The sequence below is a fragment of the Actinomyces sp. B33 genome, from assembly GCF_028437565.1.
Taxonomy (GTDB): Bacteria; Actinomycetota; Actinomycetes; order Actinomycetales; family Actinomycetaceae; genus Pauljensenia.
The window spans coordinates 102,179-127,149 of the sequence record NZ_JAMRYR010000001.1 but is presented as its reverse complement, the minus strand read 5'-3'; the positions used below and the strand labels follow the sequence as shown (position 1 = coordinate 127,149).

Annotated in this window: 21 protein-coding genes and 1 riboswitch; of the genes, 16 read left to right on the top strand and 5 right to left on the bottom strand. The window is 70.1% G+C overall.

Annotated features, from left to right (window positions below; translation table 11 throughout):
- Positions 1 to 91: 91 nt before the first annotated feature.
- The 7 genes from panC to M3T53_RS00550 all read left to right on the top strand — a co-directional run bounded on the left by panC (position 92) and on the right by M3T53_RS00550 (position 9,426).
- Positions 92 to 1,027, top strand: a complete 936-nt coding sequence (gene panC, locus M3T53_RS00580) for a pantoate--beta-alanine ligase (protein WP_272432482.1) — start codon at positions 92 to 94, stop codon at positions 1,025 to 1,027.
- Complete coding sequence (gene panD, locus M3T53_RS00575; RefSeq protein WP_272432481.1) at positions 1,024 to 1,464, top strand: aspartate 1-decarboxylase; 441 nt, start codon at positions 1,024 to 1,026, stop codon at positions 1,462 to 1,464. Before panC ends, panD begins: the two co-directional genes overlap by 4 nt.
- 10 nt (positions 1,465 to 1,474) lie before the next feature.
- Positions 1,475 to 2,107 (top strand): DNA-3-methyladenine glycosylase, encoded by a 633-nt coding sequence (locus tag M3T53_RS00570; protein ID WP_272432480.1) that lies wholly within the window; start codon positions 1,475 to 1,477, stop codon positions 2,105 to 2,107.
- A gap of 511 nt (positions 2,108 to 2,618) precedes the next feature.
- On the top strand, positions 2,619 to 4,742 hold the full coding sequence (locus M3T53_RS00565; RefSeq protein ID WP_272432479.1) for a hypothetical protein: 2,124 nt from the start codon (positions 2,619 to 2,621) through the stop codon (positions 4,740 to 4,742).
- A 95-nt stretch (positions 4,743 to 4,837) separates the two neighbouring features.
- The gene (locus M3T53_RS00560) at positions 4,838 to 6,427 is read left to right on the top strand and encodes a lysine--tRNA ligase (protein ID WP_272432478.1); all 1,590 of its coding nucleotides are present in this window, start codon (positions 4,838 to 4,840) and stop codon (positions 6,425 to 6,427) included.
- Positions 6,428 to 6,556: 129 nt separating this feature from the next.
- Positions 6,557 to 7,273, top strand: a complete 717-nt coding sequence (locus M3T53_RS00555) for a TetR/AcrR family transcriptional regulator C-terminal domain-containing protein (RefSeq protein ID WP_272432477.1) — start codon at positions 6,557 to 6,559, stop codon at positions 7,271 to 7,273.
- Positions 7,274 to 7,527: 254 nt separating this feature from the next.
- On the top strand, positions 7,528 to 9,426 hold the full coding sequence (locus M3T53_RS00550; RefSeq protein ID WP_272432476.1) for an HAD family acid phosphatase: 1,899 nt from the start codon (positions 7,528 to 7,530) through the stop codon (positions 9,424 to 9,426).
- A gap of 273 nt (positions 9,427 to 9,699) precedes the next feature.
- Here the strand turns inward: M3T53_RS00550 and M3T53_RS00545 are convergent, their stop codons facing one another.
- Together M3T53_RS00545 and M3T53_RS00540 are read right to left on the bottom strand one after the other, a co-directional pair.
- Positions 9,700 to 10,236: an amino-acid N-acetyltransferase gene (locus M3T53_RS00545; RefSeq protein WP_272432475.1), complete on the bottom strand. Its 537-nt coding sequence runs from the start codon at positions 10,234 to 10,236 to the stop codon at positions 9,700 to 9,702.
- Positions 10,233 to 11,174: a sugar-binding transcriptional regulator gene (locus M3T53_RS00540; protein ID WP_272432862.1), complete on the bottom strand. Its 942-nt coding sequence runs from the start codon at positions 11,172 to 11,174 to the stop codon at positions 10,233 to 10,235. Before M3T53_RS00540 ends, M3T53_RS00545 begins: the two co-directional genes overlap by 4 nt.
- Positions 11,175 to 11,558: 384 nt before the next feature.
- On the opposite strand from M3T53_RS00540, the gene M3T53_RS00535 reads away from it, so the two are divergent.
- From M3T53_RS00535 to M3T53_RS00525, 3 genes are all read left to right on the top strand, one after another.
- Positions 11,559 to 12,341, top strand: coding sequence for an MIP/aquaporin family protein (locus M3T53_RS00535; RefSeq protein ID WP_272432474.1), 783 nt, complete (start codon positions 11,559 to 11,561; stop codon positions 12,339 to 12,341).
- 101 nt (positions 12,342 to 12,442) lie between these two features.
- Complete coding sequence (glpK, locus tag M3T53_RS00530; RefSeq protein WP_272432473.1) at positions 12,443 to 13,963, top strand: glycerol kinase GlpK; 1,521 nt, start codon at positions 12,443 to 12,445, stop codon at positions 13,961 to 13,963.
- A 148-nt stretch (positions 13,964 to 14,111) separates the two neighbouring features.
- A complete protein-coding gene (locus tag M3T53_RS00525) occupies positions 14,112 to 14,702 on the top strand; it encodes a nuclease (protein WP_272432472.1) in 591 nt (196 codons plus the stop codon).
- Positions 14,703 to 14,771: 69 nt separating this feature from the next.
- Here the strand turns inward: M3T53_RS00525 and M3T53_RS00520 are convergent, their stop codons facing one another.
- Both M3T53_RS00520 and M3T53_RS00515 read right to left on the bottom strand, forming a co-directional pair.
- Positions 14,772 to 15,488: a PspA/IM30 family protein gene (locus M3T53_RS00520; protein ID WP_272432471.1), complete on the bottom strand. Its 717-nt coding sequence runs from the start codon at positions 15,486 to 15,488 to the stop codon at positions 14,772 to 14,774.
- A gap of 93 nt (positions 15,489 to 15,581) precedes the next feature.
- Complete coding sequence (locus M3T53_RS00515) at positions 15,582 to 17,585, bottom strand: TPM domain-containing protein (RefSeq protein WP_272432470.1); 2,004 nt, start codon at positions 17,583 to 17,585, stop codon at positions 15,582 to 15,584.
- A 199-nt stretch (positions 17,586 to 17,784) separates the two neighbouring features.
- Between M3T53_RS00515 and M3T53_RS00510 the strand changes: the two genes are divergently transcribed.
- The 4 genes from M3T53_RS00510 (at position 17,785) to M3T53_RS00495 (ending at position 21,912) form a co-directional block, all read left to right on the top strand.
- Positions 17,785 to 18,162 (top strand): cold-shock protein, encoded by a 378-nt coding sequence (locus M3T53_RS00510; RefSeq protein ID WP_272432469.1) that lies wholly within the window; start codon positions 17,785 to 17,787, stop codon positions 18,160 to 18,162.
- The gene (locus tag M3T53_RS00505) at positions 18,155 to 18,946 is read left to right on the top strand and encodes a DUF3027 domain-containing protein (protein WP_272432468.1); all 792 of its coding nucleotides are present in this window, start codon (positions 18,155 to 18,157) and stop codon (positions 18,944 to 18,946) included. Before M3T53_RS00510 ends, M3T53_RS00505 begins: the two co-directional genes overlap by 8 nt.
- Before the next feature lie 106 nt (positions 18,947 to 19,052).
- Positions 19,053 to 20,498 (top strand): NCS2 family permease, encoded by a 1,446-nt coding sequence (locus tag M3T53_RS00500; RefSeq protein WP_272432467.1) that lies wholly within the window; start codon positions 19,053 to 19,055, stop codon positions 20,496 to 20,498.
- 94 nt (positions 20,499 to 20,592) lie between these two features.
- Positions 20,593 to 21,912, top strand: a complete 1,320-nt coding sequence (locus M3T53_RS00495) for an MFS transporter (RefSeq protein ID WP_272432466.1) — start codon at positions 20,593 to 20,595, stop codon at positions 21,910 to 21,912.
- A 21-nt stretch (positions 21,913 to 21,933) separates the two neighbouring features.
- Here M3T53_RS00495 and serC read toward each other — a convergent pair whose 3' ends face one another.
- Positions 21,934 to 23,049 carry a phosphoserine transaminase gene (gene serC / locus M3T53_RS00490; protein ID WP_272432465.1) on the bottom strand — a complete coding sequence of 372 codons (1,116 nt, stop codon included), beginning with the start codon at positions 23,047 to 23,049 and terminating at the stop codon, positions 21,934 to 21,936.
- 174 nt (positions 23,050 to 23,223) lie between these two features.
- On the opposite strand from serC, the gene M3T53_RS00485 reads away from it, so the two are divergent.
- Positions 23,224 to 23,901 (top strand): metal-dependent transcriptional regulator, encoded by a 678-nt coding sequence (locus tag M3T53_RS00485; protein WP_272432464.1) that lies wholly within the window; start codon positions 23,224 to 23,226, stop codon positions 23,899 to 23,901.
- 130 nt (positions 23,902 to 24,031) lie between these two features.
- A riboswitch (cyclic di-AMP (ydaO/yuaA leader) is annotated at positions 24,032 to 24,166 on the top strand.
- Positions 24,167 to 24,259: 93 nt separating this feature from the next.
- On the top strand, positions 24,260 to 24,904 hold the full coding sequence (locus tag M3T53_RS00480) for a C40 family peptidase (protein WP_272432463.1): 645 nt from the start codon (positions 24,260 to 24,262) through the stop codon (positions 24,902 to 24,904).
- The last annotated feature ends 67 nt before the right edge of the window (positions 24,905 to 24,971 follow it).

Here is a 24,971-nt window from a genome sequence, read left to right as displayed (position 1 = left end):
CTGGGCGTGGGCGGCGATGGACCGCGGCCCGCGCGCGTGACGGACGCGACTCGATATGCGCCGCGGCCCCCGGCGGCGCGACAATGGCCCCATGTCTGAGCGCCCCGCCCTGGTCCGTACCCGAGCCGAACTGTCCGCCGCCCTCGCCGGCCTGACGGGCAGCCGCGCCCTCGTCATGACGATGGGGGCCCTCCACGAGGGGCACCTCAGCCTCGTCCGCGAGGCCGCCACCCTCGCCGACCACGTCGTCGTGACGATCTTCGTCAACCCCGCCCAGTTCGCCCCCGGCGAGGACTTCGACGCCTACCCGCGCACCCTCGACGCCGACCTCGACGCCCTCTCCGGCGTCGGCGCCGACCTCGTCTGGGCCCCCCAGCCCGACGACGTCTACCCCGAGCCCACCCGGGTCTCCATCGACCCGGGCCCCATCGGCCGCGTCCTCGAAGGGGCCTCCCGGCCCACCCACTTCGCCGGCGTCGCCCTCGTGTGCACCAAGGTCGTCGGCCTCGTCCGCCCCGACGTCGCCCTCTACGGGCGCAAGGACGCCCAGCAGCTCGCGATGCTGCGCACCGTGTTCCGCCAGCTCGACATCCCCGTGCGCGTCCACGCCGCGCCCATCGTCCGCGACGACGACGGGGTCGCCCTGTCGAGCCGCAACCGGTACCTCAGCGCCGACGAGCGGACCCGGGCGCGCGCCCTGTCGCGGGGGCTGCGCGCCGCCGCCGACCTGGCGGCCCGGGGCGCTCCCGCCGCCGACCTCGTCGCCCGCGTCGTCGACGAGATCGACGCCGAGGGGGGCATCGACCTCGACTACGCGGCCGTCGTCGACGACGAGACCTTCGACGTCCTCGCCGCAACCCCCGGCGTCGCCCCCGCCGACCCGCGGGACAGCGCCCGCGCCACCGCGGCCCCCGGCGGGGGGCGCGCCGCGAGGATCCTCGTCGCCGCCCGCGTCGGCACGACCCGGCTCATCGACAACACGGGGGCGGCGCTCCTCCACGCCGACGACCAGGGGGAGCGCCGATGACCGGGGTCCTGCGCGAGATGATCCAGGGGAAGATCCACCGGGCGACCGTCACCGGGGCGGACCTCCACTACGTCGGGTCGGTGACCGTCGACGAGGACCTCCTCGACGCGGCGGACATCCTCCCCGGCCAGCGGGTCGACATCGTCGACGTCGACAACGGCGCCCGCCTGTCCACCTACACGATCGCGGGGGAGAGGGGGTCGGGAATCCTCCAGCTCAACGGCGCCGCCGCGCACCTCGTGAACGTCGGCGACCTCGTCATCGTCATGGCCTACGCGCAGGTCCCCGACGAGCTCGCGCGCGACTGGCGCCCATCCGTCGTCTTCGTCGACGGGGCCAACCGGGTCGTCGAGCGGGGGGACGACCCCGGGGCCGTCCCCGAGGACTCCGACCGGGCCAGGAGCCTCCAACTGGCGTCGAGCGGGACCGGCCGCTGAGGCGGGGAACGTGGACCCGATCGACCTGCTCGCCGACGACGCCGTCGACGTCGCCCCGCTCCTCCTGGGCGCGGTCCTCGCCGTCCGCGACCCGCGCGCCCCGGACGCGCAGACGGTCGCCGTGCGCCTGACCGAGGTCGAGGCCTACGGGGGCGCCGAGGACCCCGGGTCGCACGCGTACACCGGCCGCACGCCCCGCAACGCCTCGATGTTCGAGGCCGGGGGGATCCTCTACGTGTACTTCACCTACGGGATGCACCATTGCGCGAACATCGTCTGCGGGCCCGCCGGACGGGCGTCCGCCGTCCTCCTGCGCGCCGGCGAGGTCGTCGCGGGAGGGGAAACGGCCCGCTCGCGCCGCCCCGCCGCCCGCAGGGACGCGGATCTGGCGCGGGGGCCGGGGAGGCTGTGCGCGGCGCTGGGCCTGACGCGGGCCGACGACGGGGCGCGCCTGGGACGCGCGGGGAGCCGGGCGAGCCTCGTCCTGCCCGACGAGCCGGTCCCCCCGGGACTCGTCAGGACCGGTCCGCGCACGGGGGTCTCCGGCCTCGGAGGGGACGGGACGGCGTTCCCCCGGCGCTTCTGGATCGACTCCGACCCCACGGTGTCGCCCTACCGGCCCGCGAGGCGCCGGAGGGGATGACGCCGGCCCGGGGCGGGGATTCTCCGCGCTATGTCGCGGCGGTGGGGCTGCGAGCTGGCGCGGGAGCGGCATCGAGGATCAGCGCCACGAGGAGAGAGGCGCAAGACCGAGCCCACCCCTACGCGCCGGCGAGATCCCGGCGAACGAACCACTCGAGGGTGAAGAACCCGAACGCGATCCTCCGGGCGGTGCCCGTGCTGCGTGCGAGTCGGGCCTCCAAGACAGGACATGGCGACCGTATTCTTCTGCTCGGGGCTCGGTCCGAACTGCTCCCGCGACGTCTGACTGCTCATCGAGCCGTCTTACGCGAACGTGGGGCACGTATGCCGGTACACAGCTTCCATGTGCGCCGACTTCGATATGCGCGAATATGAATAGCTGCTAATATCGAGGGGAGCGACGGTTGTGCGGGTCGTTTCGTCACTAATGGTGCGTGGTGAGCGCTGATCCTCGAACCGGATGCACATGCCTGTGCCCTCTGCGATCCTGATCCGTGAAGGAAGGAGTGGAGGTGCTCAGTTACAGGACAGTATTCGAGATCAATGTCGATCGTTCCGTGGGGATCTCTCGGCAGGATGCGATTGATGTCATTCTCGGGGAGGCGTTCAACTGGATCCGCGACAAGAAGCGCGTCAAGGAGATCGACACGCTCGAGCCCTGGGTTGAGAAAGAACTTTCGAACGGCGGGCGCGTAATTTACGGGAAGGGGGCGACTCCGGCTGACGACCAGTACGGGAAATTCGTCTACTTCGACCCCCCTCAGAAGGTTGGGCAGTGGGTGACGACCCTCCTAATTGGGGCACGGCCGAAGAATCCGCACGCGGTGATCGTCTCGATCGAGATCGACGCTCCTGAGGATCCCGGGCGACCGAGGGCCCCTCATTTCGCCTCCTGTCCCGTGCTCGTGAAGAACATCCTCGACGGTTTCGACTGCTACGACATGGGCGTCAAGATATCCGACCACCCGATCCGAGTCGACGACGAGGAGCAGCTTGAAGGCTTTCTCAATGCGCTCGAGGATCCGGGCCGCAGAGGGCTCATCATCGCCTGCGGAACCGATGGGACAGTCCCCGAATCCGAGTGGTTGGGGATTTTCGACGAGATCACCTCCCAGTGCTCGGGGCAGGCCGCGGTCTTCCTCCTCGACAAGGCGATGATGGGGCGTTACAACGAACATCCTCGAGTATCCGAGGGACATCGGCTGCGCCCCTATTCGATCCGTACCTTCAAGCCGGGTGCCAGGATCGACGCGGCCGAGGATGGACTCAGGCATCGTTTCCTCGCTCCACGCACGTTGCTTTCGAGAAGAAAGTCCGAACTCATCGACTTCTATGGGCGACTGTGCCGTGCGCACGCGCGTGAACTCCCGCAAGACCGCTACATCCGCCGCCTCGATGCTTTCGCCTCGGCCGAGCTGGATCGCGTTGCCCTCCAAGCCTCTCGTATCGAGCGCTTCTCCCGGGGCGATTCGACGATGAAGGCTTCTGCGACCGGGGCTCGGGACGCGGTATCCGCACTCGCGCATCTCGCCGATGCTGGGCCCGAGAACTCCGCTGTCCCTGTGGAGCGTCGTTCCGCCCAGGCGTCGGCGACGGCTCAGCGGGCCGTAGCGAAGCCCGACGCTATCAGAGCAGGAATGACGGCGAAGCCCTCGGCCGCACCGCTTCCCGTGACTCAGAAGCAGAATCCTGCGCCGGTCGTGTCATCGAAGGCAGATCGAGGGAGAGTCGAGAAGATCGAGCGCGAGAACGAGGAGTTGAGGGCTCAGAATTCGAGCAACGCCGAGACGATCGCGGTGTTGCGTGACAGGGTTGAGAGGCTCAGCCGCCGGATCGATGAACACGAAGGCCGATTCGAGGAGGAGCTCAACCGCTGTCTCGACGAGCAGCGCGCCGAGGATATCTCGCAATACGAGGATCGCATCGACACTTACAAGGAACGGGAGCGTGAGCTCTGCGAAAAATACGAGTTGGCACTTCTCGAAGTCCAGGACAGGAACAGCGAGCTCGAGGAGCGGGACAAGCAGGTCAGAAAGCTGCAATACCATCTCAAAAGAGCACAAGAGCTTATTCGCTCGCATAATCTCAGCGACCAGGAGACCCGGGATATCCCCAAGGATCCTTATGAGGAGTGGGAGATCTATACCTGGGAGGAGCTAGAGATTTTCTTCGATGAGATGTTCAAGAATCTGGTGCCGCCACAGGACTGGAAGCCGACATTCGAGCTCGACGCCCAACAGGAGTCGGCGACCTGGTTGCAGACGACTCTCAAGATCCTCAAGACGCTCGATCAGTACGTCGCGTTCAAATCGACGGAAGAAGGCAGAGCATTCGGTGGGGATCTCAGGAAGTATCTGAGCCATGGTGCCTCCTCTGCGGGACGCTACACCTTCTCCGCCGAGCGCTACCGCTCCTCCGAGTCGCAGACGACGATGAATCAGTGGGGCAGTGAACGCGATTTCAAGGTGCCCGAAGAGGTCGACGCCTCCGGTCTGCTCCGCATGGTTAAACATGTCGAGATCCAGACCCGTGGGTCCATCAGTCCCAGACTGTACTTCGAGGACCGCATCAAGGAGCAGAGCCGGATCGTCATCGGATACATCGGACGCCATCTCACGAACACGAAAACCTGCTGACCCCGGCGTCGAGGAGGAGGTCTGGTGGATTCGGCGCGACGATCACCACGTCCTCGTGAAGGCGTCGGAGGCCGGCGGACGGTTACGATGGTCGGGTGACTGACGCGATCCAGATTCCCGCCGCCGAGGCCGACGACGCCCCCGAGCAGGTCAGGGTCCGCGCCGACAAGCGCGCCCGCCTCCTCGAATCCGGTCAGGAGGCCTACCCGGTCGTCCTCGCCATCACCTCGTCCATCGCCGAGGTCCGCGAGAAGTACGCGCACCTGGAGGCCGGCGAGGAGACCGACGACGAGGTCGGCATCGCCGGGCGCGTCATGCTCGCCCGCAATGGCGGCAAGCTGTGCTTCGCGACCCTCATGGACGGGGCGGGCAACCGCATCCAGGTCATGCTCTCCGCCGCCGAGGTCGGCCTCGAGTCCCTCGCCGACTACAAGGCCGACGTCGACCTCGGGGATCACCTCTTCGTCCATGGCCGCGTGATCTCTTCGCGCCGCGGCGAGCTGTCGATCATGGCCCGCCCCGGCACCGCCCCCGCGGGTCTGTTCACCCCCGGCATCGCCGAGGGCGAGGAGGTCCCGGCCTGGCGGATCGCCGCGAAGTCCCTGCGCCCCCTGCCCAAGACGTACACCGCCGAGGACGGGACCGAGATGTCCCTGTCGGAGGACATGCGCATCCGCCGGCGCTACCTCGACATGATCGTGCGCCCCTCGGCCCGCGACATGGTGCGGACGCGGTCGAAGGTCGTCAAGTCCCTCCGGGACTACTTCGATGAGGCCGGCTTCATCGAGATCGAGACGCCGATGCTGCAGAACCTCCACGGGGGCGCCGCGGCCCGCCCGTTCTCGACGCACATGAACGCCTACGACACCGAGCTGTTCTTGCGGATCGCGCCCGAGCTGTTCCTCAAGCGCGCCGTCGTCGGCGGCGTCGACAGGGTCTTCGAGATCAACCGGAACTTCCGCAACGAGGGCGCCGACTCGTCCCACAGCCCCGAGTTCACGATGCTCGAGGCGTACGAGGCCTACGGCTCCTACGACACGATGGCCCGCCGGACCCGCGAGTTCGTCCAGAAGGCCGCCCGCGACGCCCTCGGCACCGAGGTCGTCACCCTCGCCGACGGGTCGTCCTACGACCTGTCGGGCTCGTGGCGGGAGATCTCGATGTTCGAGGCGACCGCCGAGGCGCTGGGCCGCGAGTTCACCGCGCAGACGCCGCGCGACGAGCTGGTCCGCATCGCCGAGGGGCTGGGCGAGGACGTCGCCGACCACTGGGGCCCGGGCAAGATCGCCGAGGTGATCTTCGAGGCCGCCGTCGGCGACTCCCTGTGGGAGCCGACGTTCGTGCGCGACTACCCGGAGGACTCCTCGCCGCTGACGCGCGGGCACCGGTCGAAGCCGGGCGTCGTCGAGAAGTGGGACCTGTACGTGCGCGGCTTCGAGCTGGCGACGGCCTACTCCGAGCTCGTCGACCCGGTGATCCAGCGGGAGCGCTTCGAGGCGCAGGCGCTGGCCGCCGCCAACGGCGATCCGGAGGCGATGGTTCTCGACGAGGACTTCCTCATGGCGATGGAGTACGGGATGCCGCCGGCGGGTGGCATGGGGATGGGGCTGGACCGCCTCCTCATGGCGCTGACCGGCCAGGGGATCCGCGAGACGATCACCTTCCCGCTCGTCAAGAAGCTCTGAGGCCATCGGCCCGTCCCGCTCGGTGAGGGCCGGGCCGTGGGCGACCGCATTCCCCGCCGACTCCTATTTCAGGCGCCGGAGAAACTGAGTATGCTGGTCGAACCGTCGATCCGACCCGGAGAGGTGCCCATGCCCGCCGCAGACCAGTCCGCCCAGGGACGCGGCCAGGGCCGCCCCGCGATCCTCAGCCGGGAGAAGATCATCGCCGCGTCCCGCCGGATCGACGCGGACAGGGTCTCGATGCAAGCGGTCGCCGCCGCCCTCGGCGTCGACCCCACCGCGCTCAACTACCATGTCGGCGGGCGCAAGGGCCTGCTCGCCCTCGTCGCCGCAGACAGGATGATCGCGGCGATCGAGAGCGCCCCCGCCGCCCCGCTCGGGGAGGACGTCGGCTGGGAGCAGGCCCTGCGCGACTACGCGGCGCTCGTGCGCAACGCGGTCGTTTCCGTCGGGCCCCTGGCCGAGCACCTCGACATGGAGCGGGTCGGCATCGACCCCCTGATCGCCCCGTTGGAGAGGGCCCTGGCGGCCCTCGATCGAGCCGGCTTCGACGAGGAGCTGTCCGTCCGCGCGGTCGGCGCGGTCTCCCACGCGGCCGCCGCCGCCGGGCGGACTGCCGCGTGCCCGGCCGTCCCTCCCCGTGGGCGTCACGGCTCCCGCAGCGCCCACGCCGGCCTTGTCGACGCTGTCGAAGCCCGGAGCGCCGAGTTCCCGCACGTCGCCCGGCTCCTGTCGGCCCTTCGCACGGATGCGGCGCCCGGCCCTGAGGAGCCCGCCGACGACGGGCTCGACGAGGCCCTCGAAGTCCTCCTCGCCGGTTTCGCGGCCCTGCGGGACCGCCGCTGAGGGGCGTCAGCGCCACGAATCGGCCCCTGCGCGTCGCGCAGATCCTCGTTCAATCCCGCGGGAGGCGGGCCGCCGCCCCGTGCTGGACCGCATGACGGACGCCTCTGGGGACGGACCGGTGTCTCCATGCGCGCCTCCCGGCCGTCGATCGGCGCTTCGGCACCGAGGGTCGAGTTCCCGCGCCCCTGGACGATCCAGGGATCTTGCCGTACCGTGGGCCCACTCGTTAATGAACTCGATGAGGAGGAACACGAGTGATCCCCGAGTACTGCGTCCGTGAACTGGCGAACACCGGAGGCTCTGTCGCCCCCGTTCTCATTCTCGCGATCGGGGCCGCCCTCGTCGGCGCGACCCTCGTCGTGCGACGACGGTCCCGCGCGGGCCTGGCCGTCGTCCTGGCCCTCGTGCTCGTCCCCGCTCTTCTCGCAATCCCCCATCGGGCCGAGGCCGGTGCCGCCAAGCAGTGCCCCGCCGGATACCGGTACGTCGCCGCCCTCGACACGGACGCTCAGAACGGCTCGACGCAGCCAGTCCCCGCACCGCCCGAGCACCGCTCCGACCATGACGAGTCCTGGATGCGCCCCCGCACCGTTTTCACCCTCAAGGCCGACGGCACCACCGGCCTGACGGCCACGGGCGAGGACCTTCCCAACTGGGACATCGCCCGCGCCACCATCCGCGCCTACATGAACGCCGGACGGGACGGCATCGCCGACAAATCCGAATCCCCCTACATCGCCGACGTCACGGCGATCACGACCGCCAGGGCCGACGAGATCGCGGCCGCCTGCACGAGCGCCGCCCAGGCCGGGAAGAAGCCCGCCGCCGTCTTCGACGCCGATGACACGACGCTGTGGACCTACGACATGGAGGACGGGGCGATGCACTTCGCCTTCACCCACGCCAAGCAGCAGGAGTGGTTCGACCACCACCAGATGCCGGCCACCCCGGGCATGGTCGCCCTCGTCACGAAGGTCCATGCCGCCGGATGCGACATCATCGGCCTGACCGGGCGCAACGACGCGCAGAAGGACTACACGCTGAAGAACCTCGCCGACGCCGGGTACGTCGACGACAGCGGGGCGCCGTTGTTCACCGCCGACAAGTACTACACGAAGTTCCTCAAAACGGCCCCCATGCCCGACTACCTCGCGGCCCAGGGGCGGTGCGACACCGCGAACAACACGTGCACCACCGTCCAATTCAAGGCCGGCACCCGTCAGCACCTCATCGAGGACCTCGGCTACACGATCGTCGGCAACTTCGGCGACCAGTGGTCCGACCTCCAGGGCGGCTACGCCGACTCGTGGATCAAACTGCCCAACGCGACGTACTACCTGCCCAGCCCCGACCTGCCCGAGGCCGAGGCGGCGGACGCCGCGGCCGGCATGGCTCCGCCCGAGGCGACCTATGAACTGGCGCCCGACGGATCCTCCGGCAGGCGCGAGGGCGTCAAGGACCACATGATCCCGAACATGGACATCGTCAAGAAGACCCTGCGCACCTACTACGGCGCCACGAAGGACGACAAGCTCGGCCAATACGTCGCGGATACATCGGAATCGCCGTACATCTCGGATGTCACCGCGGTCGTCGACCGGGCCCGGACCGAGGTCGTCGCGAACTGCCGGGCCGCCGTCGCCCGGGGAGAACGGCCGGCGATCACCCTCGACGCCGACGACACGACGCTGTGGACCTACGACATGGAGGAGTGGATGGAATTCACCTTCTCCCCCGAGAAGCAGACCGAGTACCTCAAAACCGATTACCACGCGCTGCCGGCGACGCCGGGCATGGTCGGACTCGTCCACGCCGCGAAGGACGCGGGGTGCGAGATCATCGGGCTCACCGGCCGATCGGACAGCCTCAAGGAGGTCACCCAGCGCAATATGGACGAGGTCGGCTATCCGTCGATCGACCCCGCGCTCTACTTCACGAAGACGTCGTCGTCGGCGGCCGAGCTGCCGGCGTGGGTGACATGCGCGGAGCCCAAGTGCACGACGATCGAGTTCAAGTCCTCCGTGCGCAAGCACATCGAGGACGACCTCGGCTACCGGATCGTCGGCAACTTCGGCGACCAGTACTCCGACCTCATCGGCGGGCACGCCGATGTCGCGTACAAGCTGCCGAACCCGACGTACTACCTGCCGTGACGCGGGGCCGGCCCGCCCGAAGGACCCCGGGCCCCTCGGGCGGGCCGGCCGTGCGCCCGCCGGCCATCGGCGGTCGTCGCACCGCCCGGAGCGCGCCCGCGAGGCGCGACTGCCCAACGATCGGCCGCGCGACCGCGCGAGGCCCTTGTCGCAGGCCCAGGCCCCGCTCGGTCGTGAGACCGGCGACGAGTCGTCGTCGCCTCGTCCACGTGGGCGCCTCGCCGCCCCGCGCGGCGTCCGCCCCTGACGGTCGTCGGCCCGGGGTCGGCGGTCTCAGCGCTGGGCGTCGGACCAGGCGGCCCGCGTCGTCAGGTCGAGGAGCATCCGGGTGTTGCCCAGGGTGTTCGGCTTGTACGAGGCCAGGTCGAGGAACTCCTTGACGCCGTCGTCGTGCGTGTGGAGCATCTCGTGGAACACGTCCTCGCCGACGGGGGTCCCGGTGATCTCGGCGAAGCCGTGGCGGGTGAAGAAGTCGACCTCGAAGGTCAGGCAGAAGACGCGGCGCAGCCCCAGGAGGATCGCCCTCTCGATGAGGGCCTCGAGGATCGCCGAGCCGACGCCTCGGTGGAGGAATTCGGGGGAGACGGCGAGGGTGCGGATCTCGGCGATATCGTCCCACATGACGTGCAGGGCCCCGCATCCGATGAGGCTGCCGGTCTCGTCGTCGACGGCGACGACGAACTCCTGGACGTCCTCGAAATAGGCGATGAGCTCTTTGGTGACGAGGATCCGCCGCATCGCGTAGGGGCGGACGAGGTCGGCGATCCCGCGGACGTCGGTGGGCCGGGCGTAGCGGATGCGGAAGGTCACCGCGCGCCCCTCGCGGTGGTCGTGCGGGTGCGGACGAGTTCGATGAGTTCGCGCGCCGCGCCGTCGTCGAGGACGAGGTCGGTGACGACGCGGGCCCGCAGCGCCCCGAGGAGGGGGAGGGCCTTCGAGGCGCCCGAGACGACGCACAGGCGCCGCGGGATGGCGCGCAGGGTGTCGGGGGAGGGGCCGGAGGCGCGGTTGTTGAGGGCCATGTCGGTTGAGCCGTCCTCGCGGATGAGGAAGGTGCAGACATCGCCGACGACGCCATCGCGCTGGACGGCGGCGAGCTCCTCGGGGTCGAGGAAGCCGCCGGAGTAGACGTGGGAGGGCAGGCGGGCCGACATCGAGCCGACGCCGAAGAGGGCGATGTCGCACTGGTCGATGGTTTTGAGGACGGTGCGGATGGAGCGCTCGCGCCACAGGGCGGTCTTCGTGTCCTCGTAGTCGAAGAAGGCGGGGACGGGGAAGTTGACCATCCGCCCGCCGATGGAGTGGGCGATTCGGGAGATGATCGCGTCCGCGTAGGGTATGCCGGACTCGGTGGCGGTCGCGGCTCCGTTGAGCTGGACGACGGTGGATCCGGGGAAGGAGACGCGGGGCATGCACCGGCTGATCTCGGCGGTGGTGTTGCCCCAGGCGATGCCGAGGGTCGCGCCGGGGGCGAGGATGTCGACGAGGCGCTCGGCGGCGACGAGGGAGACGTTGTGGAGCCGGTTGACCTCGGTGTGGACGTCGTGGACGGGGACGACGGAGGCCTGGACGCCGAAGATCTCGGAGATCTGGCCGGCGAGGGTGCCCTTGTGCCCGGGGGCGGCGGCGACGGAGATCCTCACGAGGCCGGTGTCGCGCGCGTAGGACAGGAGCCTGGACACGGAGGAGCGGGATACTCCGAGGTGACGGGCGATGGTCTCCATCGTCTGCCCCTGGAGGTAGTACATCGATGCGGCTTCGTGGGCCTGCTCGTCTCTGATTGTCACGTGACACAGTGTGCCATGCACAAGCGTGCATCGGGGCGATCTTCTACGTGCACGTGCGGTGGGAAATGACCGGGGATGCGAGGCTCATCACATTTGCTCAGGGGCGTGGAAAAGTGCGGCACACACGTTCACTTGCGGGGAATCGATGTGCAGGGGCGTCATACTGGATGCGGCCAAGCCGGAATGATCCCGTCGCACCAGTGCTCTCGACGACGTGGGGATTCGATTCGCAGTGACGCCCCGAAGCCCGGGAGCGAATCGGACAGCGATGTCCCGGCACAGGACTTCAGCGGTTCTCCGTTGAACGATCCGATGCGATGGCGCATCGAGAAAGTACATAGGGAAATGCTCTCGACACTTCTTCCCATGGCTCCCCACGAGCTGACATCGACACACATCTTCATGTCCGAGTTCCTCGGGACCGCGATCCTCCTCCTCCTCGGTGGCGGCGTCGTCGCCACCAACCTCCTGCCCAAGTCCAAGGGCAAGGGCGGCGGATGGCTGATGATCAACTGGGGATGGGGTCTGGCGGTCCTCGCCGGCGTGTACGTCGCCTACGACACGGGGGGCCACCTCAACCCCGCCGTCACCCTGGCCAAGGTCGTCGGCCACATGTTCGACTCCTCCGTCGAGCTCGCCGGGGGCGTCGCCGTCACCGCGGCGAATGTCGCGATCTATATCGTCGCCCAGTTCCTCGGCGCATTCTGCGGCGCCGTCCTGTGCTGGCTGACCTTCAAGCAGCACTTCGACGAGGACTGCGACCCGGCCCTCAAGCTCGGCGTCTTCTCGACCGGCCCGGAGATCCGCTCCTACGGCTGGAACTGCGTCACCGAGGCCATCGGCACCGCCGTCCTCATCCTGTGGGTGTGGGTCTCCGGCTACACGCAGACCGCCATCGGCCCCCTCGGCGTCGCCCTGATCATCGTCGTCATCGGCACCTCGCTCGGCGGCCCCACCGGCTACGCCATCAACCCCGCCCGCGACCTCGGCCCCCGCATCGCCCACGCGATCCTGCCGATCAAGGGCAAGGGCGGCTCCGACTGGGGCTACTCGTGGGTCCCCGTCGTCGGCCCGATCATCGGCGCCGTCGTCGCGACGATCATCGCCTTCACCTCCGGCCTCGCCTGACCCCGGCCGGTCGCCACAACTGACGAGGGGTCCCGGGCGGACTCGCCCGGGACCCCTCGCGCCGTCACACAACGAAGTGAACGAGAAGGGAAACGGACACCATGTCTGAAGAAAAATTCGTCCTCGCCATCGATCAGGGAACGACCTCGACCCGCGCGATCGTCTTCAACCACGCTGGTGAGATCGTCTCCATCGGCCAGCAGGAATTCACCCAGATCTTCCCGAACCCGGGCTGGGTCGAGCACGACCCGATCGAGATCTGGGAGTCCGTGCGCACGGTCGTCGCCGATGCCCTCCAGAAGGCCGACATCAACCGCCACTCCCTCGCCGCCGTCGGCATCACCAACCAGCGCGAGACCACCGTCGTGTGGGACAAGAACACCGGCGAGCCGGTCTACAACGCGATCGTCTGGCAGGACATGCGCACCGCGCCCATCGTCCGCGAGCTCGAGGGCGACGAGGGCCCCGACCGCTTCCGCGACATCTGCGGCCTGGGCCTGTCCCCCTACTTCTCCGGCACCAAGATCAAGTGGATCCTCGACAATGTCGAGGGCGCCCGCGAGCGCGCCGAAGCCGGCGGCCTCTACTTCGGCACCACCGACTCGTGGGTCCTGTGGAACCTCACCGGCGGCGTCAACGGCGGCGTCCACGCCACCGACGTCACCAACGCCTCGCGGACGATGCTCATGGACGTGCGCACCCTCCAGTGGCGCGAGGACGTCTGCGAGATCTTCACGGTCCCCATGTCGATGCTCCCCGAGATCAAGTCCTCCTCCGAGATCTACGGGTACGGCCGCAAGAACGGCCTGCTCATCGACACCCCGATCTCGGGCATCCTCGGCGACCAGCAGGCCGCGACCTTCGGCCAGGCCTGCTTCGAGAAGGGCATGGCGAAGAACACCTACGGCACCGGCTGCTTCATGCTGATGAACACCGGCACCGAACCCGTCTTCTCCGAGAACGGCCTGCTGACGACCCTCGCCTACAAGATCGGCGACGAGCCGCAGGTCTACGCCCTCGAAGGATCCATCGCCGTGGCCGGATCCCTCGTCCAGTGGCTGCGCGACAACCTCGGGATGATCGTCAAGTCCTCCGACATCGGCGAGCTCGCCTCGACCGTGGAGGACAACGGCGGCGTCTACTTCGTCCCCGCGTTCTCCGGCCTGTTCGCCCCCTACTGGCGCGACGACGCGCGCGGCGCCATCGTCGGCCTGACGCGCTACGTCAACAAGGGCCATATCGCCCGCGCCGTCGAGGAGTCCACGGCCTTCCAGTCCGCCGAGGTCCTCGACGCGATGAACGCCGACTCGGGCGTGCCGCTCAAGGAGCTCAAGGTCGACGGCGGCATGACCCACGACGACCTCGTCATGCAGTTCCAGGCCGACCTGTGCGGCGTCGACGTCGTCCGCCCGAAGGTCATCGAGACGACGGCCCTGGGTGCGGCCTACGCCGCGGGCATCGCCGTCGGCTTCTGGAAGGGCACCGAGGACGTCGTCGCCAACTGGGGCGAGGGCAAGCGCTGGACGCCGTCGATGGACGAGGCCGAGCGCGACCGCACCTACCGCCTGTGGAAGAAGGCCGTGACGAGGACCTTCGACTGGGTCGACGAGGACGTCAAGTGAGCGTCGCCCCCATCGGCGTCCGGGGCTGAGCGCCCCGCGCCCGCCGCGGCCCCGTCCTCGTCCCCCGCGAGGACGGGGCCGCGGCGTCGGTCGACGCCTGGAAACGGCGCCGTTCCTCAACGCCTCGCCGGGCCGATAGGCTGCTCGCATGACCATTAACGAGCAGAACCCCCATAAAGACAACGGCATGACCTACCTCGTCATCGACGGGGAGAACATCGACGCGACGCTCGGCCTGTCCGTCCTCGACCGGCGCCCCAATCCCGAGGAGCGCCCGCGCTGGGACCGCGTCCTCGAGGCCGCGGGCGAGCAGTGGGGGGAGGAGGCCAAGGGCCTCTTCTTCCTCAACGCGTCGTCGGGATTCCTCCCGATGGGCTTCGTCCAGGCGCTGACCGCCATGGACTACTCGGTGATCCCCCTGTCGGGCCCCGAGGACGTCAAGGTCGTCGACGTCGGCCTCCAGCGGACGATGGAGGCGATCTGCCAGCTCGAGTCCGGGTCGGTGATCCTGGCCAGCCACGACGTCGACTTCCTCCCGCAGGTCGAGGAGCTCCTCGACCAGGGCCGCCGCGTGGCGATCATGTGCTTCAGGGAGTTCTTGTCGTCCCAGCTCCAGGACCTGCAGGAGCGGGGATTGGAGATCATCGACCTCGAGTACGACGTCAAGGCGTTCCAGGTCACGCTCCCGCGCCTGCGTATCATCGACATCGACGAATTCGACCCCTTCGAGTTCCTGTGATTCGCAGGGGACAACGGATGAGGGGCCCGCGATCCGCGGGCCCCTCATCCATCCGACCGGTCGGCCGGATCAGTTCGTCTTCTTCAGGGCCGCCAGGCGGGCCTCGATCTCCAGGTCGGAGGAGTCCGTCTCGAGCTCGGCGAACTGGGCGTCGAGCGAGGACGCGGCGACCTCGGCCTTGCCCTGGGCGAGGGCCTCGGTGCGACGGACCTTCTCCTCGTAGCGGGACAGCTCGGAGGCGGGGTCGAGGACGTTGATCGACGAGATCGCGTCGGTGACCTGGGCCTGTGCCTCGGCGCTGCGCTGGCGGGCGACGAGCTGGTCGCGCTTGGAGCGCAGCTCGGCGAGCTTGTCCTTCATCTGGGCCAGGCCGGACTTGAGCTTGTCGACGACCTCCGTCTGGGAGGCGATCATCGGCTCGGCGGCGCTGGCCTCGGACTCGAACTGGATCTGCTTGCCGAGGGCGACCTTGGCCAGGCCGTCCCACTTGTCGGCGCCCGCGGCGTCGCCGGAGGCGCGCAGGTCGTCGGCCTTGGCGGAGGCGGCGGCGGCCTTGCGCCCCCAGTCCTGGGCGGCGGCGATGTCCTCGGCGTGGTCCTTCTCGGCCAGGCGGAGGTTCCCGACGGTCTGGGCAACGGCGGTCTCGGCGTCGGCGATCGAGTTCGTGTAGTCGCGGATCAGCTGGTCGAGCATCTTCTCGGGGTCTTCGGCGCGATCGATGAGCGCGTTGATGTTGGCCTTCGCGAGCTGCGCGATGCGGCCGAGGATCGATTGCTTCTCTGCCATAAGTGGCTCCTTCGATGACGAGGACTGCACGGCGGGGACCGCGCTGCCCCACGAGTCTATCCGAGCGCGGGCGCGCCCAATAGGTTCCCGCGGTCAGAAGCTCGATGTTCGCCCTCCGCCGAATCCTCCTCCAAAACCGCCTCCGAAGCCTCCGCCGAAGCCGCCGGGGAACCCGCCCCCGAAGCCTCCGCCGAACCCGGAGTCGTGCGAGCCGCCCCCCGAGTGGCGGCCCCCGCCGAGGAGGACCGACCACATGAGGGCGTCGCCCAGGGTCGACCCGGTGGCGGTGCCGGGCGCGCCCGCGCCGAACCCGCTCGGGTCCGCCCACGCGGGGGCCGAGAGCACCTGCTGCGACAGCGAGCGGGCCTCGCGCGCGCGCGGGATCGCGGCGTCCGGGTCGGACTCGACGAGGCGCTGGGCGTCGGCGAGGGCCTGCTCGGCCCGGGTCGCCAGGGAGCGCACGTCGAGGCCGATGACCCCCCGGCGGGCCTGGATGTGCGCCTGGGCGCCGGCGACGGCCCCGGCGGCGTCGGAGACCTCGCGGCGGGCGGCCTCCAGTTTGCGCGCCCGCGCCTCCTCGGCGGTGCGCAGGGGCTCGAGGGCGGCGTCGAGGGCCGCTTCGGCCAGCCGCAGGGATTCGAGGGCGGCCAGCGGGTCGGCGCCGGCGCCTCGCGCCGCCCGTCCGGCCTCGACGGCCGCCGAGGCGTCGGCGACGAGGGGGGCGAAGGCGCCGGGGTCGGCGCCCAGGTGGGTGACGTCGGAGATGTCGGAGGTGATCGAGGCGATGGCCGCGGTCAGCGACTCCTCGATCCGGTCGAGGTCGTCCTTGGCCCCGGTGATGGCGCCGATCTGGTGGTGGGCCATGGCCAGGGCCCGGCGCGCGGTGTCGATGGAGGACAGGGCCGCCGCCGGGTCGGTGGGGACGAGGCCGTCCGCGCGGTCGGCGGCAGCGGTGGCCGACGCGAGGAGCGCCTCGGCCTGCTCCGGGTTGTCCATGAGCGACGCCAGGGACGTCGCCGGGTACAGGCCGGTCAGGGAGGCGAGTTCGGTGCGCGCCAGGTCGAGATCGCGGTGGGCCTCGGCGATCCGCGTCCTCATGTCGGCGACCTGCTCGGCGGCCCCGGCCTCGGAATCGCGCAGTCGGGCGAACTCCTCTTGGCGCTCGACGAGGCCGGGCATGACGGCGTCGAGGGCGGAGAGGATGCGGCGGGCCGTTTCCCCGCGGCCGGCGGCCAGGGCCGGGTCGTTCATCTGCGCCTGGAGGGCGAAGCCCTCGGAGACGGCGGTTCGCGCGGCGTCGAGGGCGCGCGCGTAGGGGTCGGTTCGGCCCTGGCCGAACTGGGCGCGCGCGTAGGCGAGCTCGTCGTCGGCGCTGCGGATCATTTCGTCGGCCTCCAGGAGGCGGCGGTTCGCCAGGTCGACGGCGGTCTCGTCCTGCGCGGCGGTCCGGGCCTCGTCCCGAGCGATCCCTTGTTTCGTCCGCCTGCGCGAGGCGAGGAGGACGACGGCGATGGCGACCGCGGCGACGATCCCCAGGATCGGGAGGATGGGGAACGACGATGAGCCGGATCCGTCGGCGGAGGGCGCCGTCGGGGAGGGGGCGCCTGCGGCGGCGGCCCGAAGGGAGGAGGCGAGGGTGGAGGCCGCCTCGGCCGTCGCCTGGGGGGATAGGGGGGTCGACTTGGCGAGGACGTCCTTCGCATCGGCCATGGCGGACGTCAGTTGGGCGTTGGTGACGGCCCCGTCGACGTTGCCGCACGTCGTGTGCTGGCGCTCCTCGTAGGCGATGACGTAGACGATGGAGGAGTCCGCCAAGCGCGAGCCGACCCCGACCTGCTCGCACCAGGCGACGGGCTCGGCCCCCGACAGGTCGGGGACGAGGACGACGTACAGGTCGACGCCCTCGTGGGCGGCGTCCTCGACGGCGTCGACGACGGAGTTCGCCTGGTCGGCGGAGAGGAACCCCTCGGGGTCCGTCACCGGGTCGGAGACCGTCACCGGGGAGGAGGCCCAGGCGGGGACGGCCAGGGCCGCCGCGGCGAACAGGCTGACGAGGGCGGCCCCGAGAATTCGGGGCGCGGTCCGGATACGGGTCACGGGTCCTCCTTGGCTCTTGCGTGGCTCTTGGCGGGGCCTGTCGCGCCCAGCCTACGCGGCTCGGGCCCGTCGGGGGACCGCAAGTCGTCGCCGCGCCCGCGCGGAGGACGCGTCCCCGGGGAGCCGGGGCGCCCCGGCTCCCCGTATCATGGGGGGACGCCCATGCGGGGCGGACGACGACAACGGAGGGGAGGCGGCCATGCCGACCGGCAAGGTGAAGTTCTTCGACGCCGATCGCGGCTTCGGTTTCATCGGGGGCGACGACGGAGTCGAGGTGTTCCTCCACGCCTCCGCCCTGCCCGAGGACGCTCCCGCGCCCCGCGCCGGCACGCGCGTCGAGTACGGCGTCGCCGATGGCCGCAAGGGCCCCCAGGCCCTGTCGGTGAGGATCCTCCAACAGCCCGCCTCCATCGCCCAGCACCGCCGCCGCAAGCCGGAGACCATGGTCGGTGTCGTCGAGGACCTCATCAAGCTTCTCGATGGCTCCTCCGGGTCGCTGCGCCGCGGCAAATACCCCGACAACGCCGAGATGATCGCGAAGGTGCTGCGCGCCGTCGCGGAGGACTTCGATGCCTGAGAAGACCGCGCGCACGCGCACAGTGAAGAAGGACGCGGTCCTCGAGGCCGCCGTCGAGACCGCCCGCGAGGCCGCGCGGTCGATCGCCCATCCGCGCGAGGTCGGCGACCATATCGCCTTCACCATGGACGCCGACCGGTTGGGGACCCACTGGTTCGCCTGCACCGAGCCCGGGTACTCCGGGTGGTGCTGGACCGTGTCCGTGGCCCGTGTGCCCCGGGGGCGCACGGCGACGGTCTGCGAGGTCGACCTGACGCCCGGCGAGGGCGCGCTCCTCGCCCCCGAATGGGTCCCCTGGGAGGATCGGCTGCGCCCGGGCGACCTGACCCGCGAGGACGTCCTCCCTTACGTCGTCGACGACGAGCGCCTCGACCAGGGGTTCGAGGACACCGGCGACGACCCGGATCTGCCGGTGATCCGCGAACTCGGGCTCGGCAGGCCGCGCGTCCTGTCCGCGCACGGGCGCGCCGAGGCGATCGCCCGCTGGTACCGCTCCGAGCAGGGTCCCGAGCGCGGGCGCAGGCCCCGCAGCACGTGCTCGAGTTGCGGGTTCCTCCTCAAGATGGCCGGCGGCATGAGGACGATCTTCGGCGTGTGCGCCAACGAGTGGGCCCCCGACGACGGGCGCGTCGTCAGCCTCGACCACGCGTGCGGCGCCCACTCGGAGACGGACGTCCCCAAGACCGGCACCGCCTGGCCGGTGCGCCCCTCGCGGATCAACGACGGGGCGATCGACTCCGAGCCGATGCCCCGCGACCGCGGGACGGACGAGTCCGCCCGGTAAAACCTAGGATCGCCCGACCGGGGACCGGCGGGCGCGTCGGTGGAAGCGGCGAATGTCACGGTGAACGCCTTTGCCACCGGATGTCATCGCCGTGCACGATTAACCTGTGAGCACACGCACCAAGGCCGTCTCATCCCCATCATCGGCCGCACAGTCCATCGACCGTTTCTTCCACATCACGCAGCGCGGATCGACCGTCGCCCGTGAGATCCGAGGAGGAGTCGTCACGTTCTTCGCGATGGCCTACATCCTCGTCGTCAACCCCGCCATCCTCGGTGCAGCACTGCCCGAGGATGGTTCCATTACGAGCGCCGGAATCGCCGCGGGCACCGCCCTCGTCGCCGGCGTCATGACGATCCTCATGGGCGTCGTCGCGAACTACCCGCTCGCCCTGGCCGCCGGCCTGGGCATCAACGCCCTCGTGGCCTTCACCCTCGTCCTCGGATCGGGCCTGTCCTACGGGGAGGCGATGGGCGTCATCGCCTGGGAGGGCATCCTCATCACCCTCCTCGTCCTCACGGGCTTCCGCGAGGCCGTCTTCAAGGCGGTCCCCGCCCACCTCAAGACCGCGATCACCGTCGGCCTGGGCCTGTTCGTCGCCCTCATCGGCCTGGTCAACGCCGGCATCGTCCGCGCCGGCGCCACCCCCGTCGAGTTCGGCATCTCCGGCTCCCTGTCCGGCTGGCCGGCCCTCGTCTTCGTCGTCGGCCTGTTCCTCATGTTCGTCCTCTACGTGCGCAACGTGCGCGGTGCCGTCCTCATCGCCATCGCCGTCGCCACGGTCATCGCGGTCCTCGCCGAGTCCTTCGGGCACCTCGGCCTGCGCTCTCAGGAGAACGCGACCGGCTGGGGCCAGACCGTCCCGGCCCTGTCCGGATCGCCGATCGCCCTGCCCGTCTTCGACACCCTCGGCAAGGTCGACATGCTCGGGGCCTTCTCGACGCTCGGCGTCGTCTCGGTGTGCCTGACGATCTTCTCGCTCATGCTCGCCGATTTCTTCGACACCATGGGGACCATGGTCGCCGTCGGATCCGAGGGCGGCCTCCTCGACGAGAACGGCAACCCCGAGCGGACCCGTCAGATCCTCCTCATCGACTCCCTCGCGGCCGTCGCCGGCGGCGTCGGCGGGGTCTCCTCGAACACCTCCTTCGTCGAGTCCGCGTCGGGCGTCGCCGACGGCGCCAGGACCGGCCTGTCCTCGGTCGTCACCGGCGTCCTCTTCCTCCTGTCGACGTTCCTCGCCCCGCTCGTCGAGGTCGTCCCGACCGAGGCCGCCTCGACGGCCCTCGTGTTCGTCGGCTTCCTCATGATGACGCAGGTCACGGACATCGACTGGAAGGCCCCGGAACTGGCCATCCCGGCGTTCCTGACGATCGCCCTGATGCCGTTCGGGTACTCGATCTCCGTCGGCATCGGCGTCGGCTTCATCTCCCACGTCATCCTCATGGTCGCCAGCGGCAAGGCGAAGAGGATCCATCCGATCATGTGGCTCGTCGGCGCGCTCTTCGTCGTCTACTTCCTTATGGGGCCGATCCAGGCCCTGCTCGGCTGAATCGCCGATTCCGCACGACGGACCCGCGGGAGCGCCTCCCGCGGGTCCCTCGTATCCTCGGAGACGATCCCCGCACCCCAGGAGGTGGACCGTCGTGTCCCGGACGTTCCAGTCGCTGTCCCATGTCAACTTCCGGCTCTGGTTCTTCGCCAGCCTCATCGCCTCGACCGGGTCGTGGATGCAGCGCGTCGCCCAGGACTGGCTCGTCCTGACCGTTCTCACCGACAATTCCGGGACGCAGATCGGCGTCGTCACCGCCCTCCAGTTCCTCCCGATCCTCCTCCTGTCCCCGTGGGCGGGGGTCCTCGTCGACCGCCTCGACAGGCGGCGGATCCTCCAGGCCTGCCAGGGCGCTACCGGGGCGTGCGCCCTGATCCTCGGCGCCCTCGTCCTGACGGGGACGGCCCAGCTGTGGCACGTCTACGTCCTCGCCCTGATCGGCGGGGTTGCCGGGGCCGTCGACTCGCCGGCGCGCCAGGCGTTCGTCTCCGAACTGGTCCCCGTCGACTCCCTGGCCAACGCCGTGGGCCTCAACTCGACGGCGTTCAACGCGGCCCGCCTCATCGGCCCGGCCGTGTCCGGCCTGCTCATCGACGCCGTGGGCACGGGATGGGTCCTCGTCGCCAACTCGCTGTTCTTCGCCGCCCCCATCACCGCGCTCGCCCTCATGCGCCGCGACCTCCTCGTCGCCCGCACGGCGGTCCCCCGCGCGAAGGGCCAGATCCGCGAGGGCGTCGCCTACGTCCTGGCGCGGCCGGACATCCTGATGATCCTGTGCACGGTGACCGTCGTCTCCGCGTTGGGCATGAACTTCCAGATGACGAGCGCCCTCATGGCGACCGAGGTCTTCGGCAAGGCGGCCGGGGAGTACGGCCTCCTCTCGTCGTGCATGGCGGTCGGCGCCCTGGCCGGGTCGCTCCTCGCGGCCCGGCGCGCCCATCCCCGGCTGAGGATGATCATCGTCGCGGCCGCCCTCTTCGGGGTTCTGGAGATCCTCCTGGGCCTCGCGCCGACCTACGTGGCCTTCGCGGCCGCCTCGATCCCGACGGGGCTGGCGATGCTGACGATGGTGACGGCGGCGAATGCGACGATCCAGATCTCGACGGACGAGCGGATGCGGGGTCGGGTCATGAGCCTGTACACGATGATCTTCCTCGGCTCGACGCCGGTCGGGGCGCCCCTCGTCGGGTGGATCGGCGAGCAGTGGGGGGCCCGGTGGTCGATCCTCGTCGGCGGCATCGGGTCGCTGCTCGTCGCCGTCTTGTGCGGGGTGTGGGCGATGATCCACTGGGACGTGCACGTGCGGCTCTCGCATTCGCGGCGCCGGCCGATCGTGTTCGAGGGGCCGGTCGAGCGGGCGCGGATGTCCCAGGAGGCGGCCGCCGTCGAGCGCCTGGCGAACCAGACGGATTGAGGCGGCCGCGGCGGCGCGGGGTCAGCCCATGGCGGCGAGGGTGAAATCCAGGCAGGCGAGGAGCGCCTCGACGTCCTCCGTCGGCGTCGACGGCCAGGTCGCGATGCGCATCTGGTTGTCGCCGACCCCCCGGTAGGCGCCCAGGTCGACGATCCCGTGGGCGCGCAGGTGGTCGGCGATGGCGCGGGCGTCGACGGAGGCGTCGAATTCGACGGTTGCGACGACGGGGGAGCGCAGCGCCGGGTCGTCGACGAAGGGGCGGGCCAGGGGGCAGGCCTCGGCCCACCGGTAGACGAGGTCGGAGGCGGCGCCCGCCCGCGCGGCGGCGGCCTCGATCCCCCCGAGACCGAGGAGCCAGCGGATCTGCTCGTCGAGGAGGACGAGGGTGGCGATCGCGGGGGTGTTGAGGGTCTGGTTGTTGAGGGAATTGCGCGCTGCGGCGTCGAGGTCGAGGAAGGCGGGAACCCATCGGCCTGGGGCCCGTGACAGCTCCCGGGCCCGGTCGAGGGCCGCGGGGGACAGGACGGCGATCCACAGCCCCCCGTCGGATCCGAGGGCTTTTTGCGGGGAGAAGTAGTAGGCGTCGGTCTGGGCGAGGTCGACCCGATGGGCCCCGGCGATCGAGGTGGCGTCGACGAGGGTCAGGGCGTCGGCCGGCCCGAGGCGCTCGACGGGCGAGACGACGCCGGTGGAGGTCTCGTGGTGGGGGTGGGCGAAGACGTCCGCGTCCTCGTCGCCGTTCAGGCGGGCGAGGCGCCCGGCGGGGGCCTCGACGACGATCGGATCGTCGAGGTGGGGGGCGCGCCGCGCTTCGTCGGCGAATTTCGCGCCGAAGGCGCCGAAGACGGCGAAGGCGGCTCGTTCGCGGATCAGGCTCGCGCAGGCCGCATCCCAGAAGGCGGTGGCCCCGCCGTTGCCCAGGACCACCTCGTAGCCGTCGGGGGCGCGCAGGAGATCGCCGAGCCCGCGGCGGATCGACGAGACGAGGCCCTTGACGGGCGCTTGCCGGTGGGAGGTGCCGAGCAGGGGGGAGGCGGCGAGGGCTCGCGTGTGGCTCGGGCGGATCCGCGAGGGCCCGGATCCGAAACGGCCGTCGGCGGGCAGCAGGCGCGGGGGGATCGAGGGGAGCTCAGGCATGGCCCCAATGTAGCGTCGCGCAATTCGATGACGGGACCGATGCGCATATTCCGGTCGGAACGGGCGGCTCTAACGGCGGTCTTCGGCGCCGGGAGGCCATTCCCGTGAGAGGTTCCTCGGCCCGGCATATCCTGGTCGGACCACGGATCGGCGCGCGCCTGGAAGGAGCTCATTGTGGGCGACCTCATCGATACCACCGAGATGTACCTCAAGACCATCCTCGAGATGGAGGAGGACGGGGTGACCCCCCTGCGTGCGAGGATCGTCGAGAGGCTGGGCCATTCCGGGCCGACGGTCTCCCAGACGGTGGCGCGCATGGAGCGCGACGGGCTGCTGCACGTCATGGGGGACCGGCGCCTGGACCTGACGGAGGAGGGCCGTCGTCTGGCCACCGACGTCCTGCGCAAGCACCGCCTCGCCGAGCGCCTCCTCCTCGACGTCATCGGCCTGGACTGGGCGCTCGTCCACGAGGAGGCGTGCCGGTGGGAGCACGTGATGTCGGATCGGGTCGAGACGCGCCTCGTCGATCTCCTCGAGACCACCGATGTCGACCCCTATGGGAATCCGGTTCCGGGCGCGGGCCTCGAGCGCCGTGGGGAGTCCGTGGAGATCGCGGTGCGCACCCCGGACGATCTCATCATGCGGATCGTTCGCATCGGGGAGCCCATTCAGGCCGAGGAGGGCCTCATCGCGTCCTTCGCCGAACTCGGCCTCGTCCCGGGCGCCCGGGTGGGGCTGTCGGTCCACGGCGACGTCGTGCGGATCAGCGCGATCGACGAGGCCGGCGCGGTGTCCGGGTACGTGACGATTCCCGTCGCCCTGTCCCCCCATCTCTTCGTCGAGAAGGAGTGAGCGGCGGGGCCGGTTATCGGACACGACACAGTGTCGTTACCGTCGCGTGACATTCGGCTCGGGAGTCGTTACTCTTGCTCTTGGTCGATCGACCACCCCGCTCCTCATCCACCGAGGTTGGACCGTGAGGAGTGCGGGACATCCGGTCCAACACGGGGGAACCATCTTCGGCCCGACAGGGCCTTGGGGTGAAGCTCGGGAAACCGAGCCGGGCTCTCCTGCCCGAATCCGACAGCTGACCTCGTAGGTTCAACAGGGAGAAAAACCACACGTGACTACAGCTCAACCCGCTCCGCGTCATCGCATGGCCCGCCGTCCGATGGCTCCGGTCACTGAACTGGCTGACACCATTACCTCCATGAGCGCCGTCCGCCCGGTCGCGCTGGCCTCCGTCACCGGCCTGGCGCTGACCGCCGTCGTCGGCGGGGCCGCGAACGCCGCCCCGACCGAGGCGCCCACCGCCCCCGCTCGCGCCGTCGAGCCGATGACCGTCGCCGCCCAGCCGGTGATGACCATCGACGTCCCCGACATCGCGTGGGACCTCGAGGAGATCACGGCGACCGCCGAGGGCCCGGCCGCTGAGCCGGCCGTCGAGGACGCCGCCCAGGCGGCCGACCGGTCCGAGTCCCGCGCGGAGATCGACGGCGCGTCGACGATCGGCGCGGCCGCGGCCCTCAACGCCGCCGGCTCCGACATCGCGTCGATCGCGCTGGCCCTGACCGGCATCCCCTACGTCTACGCCGGGGAGAGCCTGGCCGGGCTCGACTGCTCGGGCCTCGTCAAGTACGCCTACGCCCAGGTCGGCATCAACCTCCCGCATTCGTCGTCCGCGCAGGCGGCCGGCGGGACCATCGTGTCGGACCCGCAGCCCGGCGACATCGTCGCCTACCCGGGTCACGTGGCGATCTACATCGGCGGGGGGCAGATGGTCGAGGCCACCGTCCCCGGCGCGCTCTCGCGAGTGTCCGCTGTCCGCGGCGGCGGCTACTACGTGCGCTACTGAGCTTTCTCTTTCCTTTCGGGGGCTCGTCGACCGTCCGGTCGACGAGCCCCCGGCCTTTTCCGGGGAA

What these genes read in the sequence shown, in the direction of transcription:
- panC (WP_272432482.1), top strand. Translation starts at nt 92, where the DNA reads ATGTCTGAGCGCCCCGCCCTGGTCCGTACCCGAGCCGAACTGTCCGCC.
- panD (WP_272432481.1), top strand. Translation starts at nt 1,024, where the DNA reads ATGACCGGGGTCCTGCGCGAGATGATCCAGGGGAAGATCCACCGGGCG.
- M3T53_RS00555 (WP_272432477.1), top strand. Translation starts at nt 6,557, where the DNA reads ATGCCCGCCGCAGACCAGTCCGCCCAGGGACGCGGCCAGGGCCGCCCC.
- M3T53_RS00540 (WP_272432862.1), bottom strand. Translation starts at nt 11,174, where the DNA reads ATGTACTACCTCCAGGGGCAGACGATGGAGACCATCGCCCGTCACCTC.
- M3T53_RS00535 (WP_272432474.1), top strand. Translation starts at nt 11,559, where the DNA reads ATGCTCTCGACACTTCTTCCCATGGCTCCCCACGAGCTGACATCGACA.
- glpK (WP_272432473.1), top strand. Translation starts at nt 12,443, where the DNA reads ATGTCTGAAGAAAAATTCGTCCTCGCCATCGATCAGGGAACGACCTCG.
- M3T53_RS00525 (WP_272432472.1), top strand. Translation starts at nt 14,112, where the DNA reads ATGACCATTAACGAGCAGAACCCCCATAAAGACAACGGCATGACCTAC.
- M3T53_RS00520 (WP_272432471.1), bottom strand. Translation starts at nt 15,488, where the DNA reads ATGGCAGAGAAGCAATCGATCCTCGGCCGCATCGCGCAGCTCGCGAAG.
- M3T53_RS00510 (WP_272432469.1), top strand. Translation starts at nt 17,785, where the DNA reads ATGCCGACCGGCAAGGTGAAGTTCTTCGACGCCGATCGCGGCTTCGGT.
- M3T53_RS00505 (WP_272432468.1), top strand. Translation starts at nt 18,155, where the DNA reads ATGCCTGAGAAGACCGCGCGCACGCGCACAGTGAAGAAGGACGCGGTC.
- serC (WP_272432465.1), bottom strand. Translation starts at nt 23,049, where the DNA reads ATGCCTGAGCTCCCCTCGATCCCCCCGCGCCTGCTGCCCGCCGACGGC.
- M3T53_RS00480 (WP_272432463.1), top strand. Translation starts at nt 24,260, where the DNA reads ATGAGCGCCGTCCGCCCGGTCGCGCTGGCCTCCGTCACCGGCCTGGCG.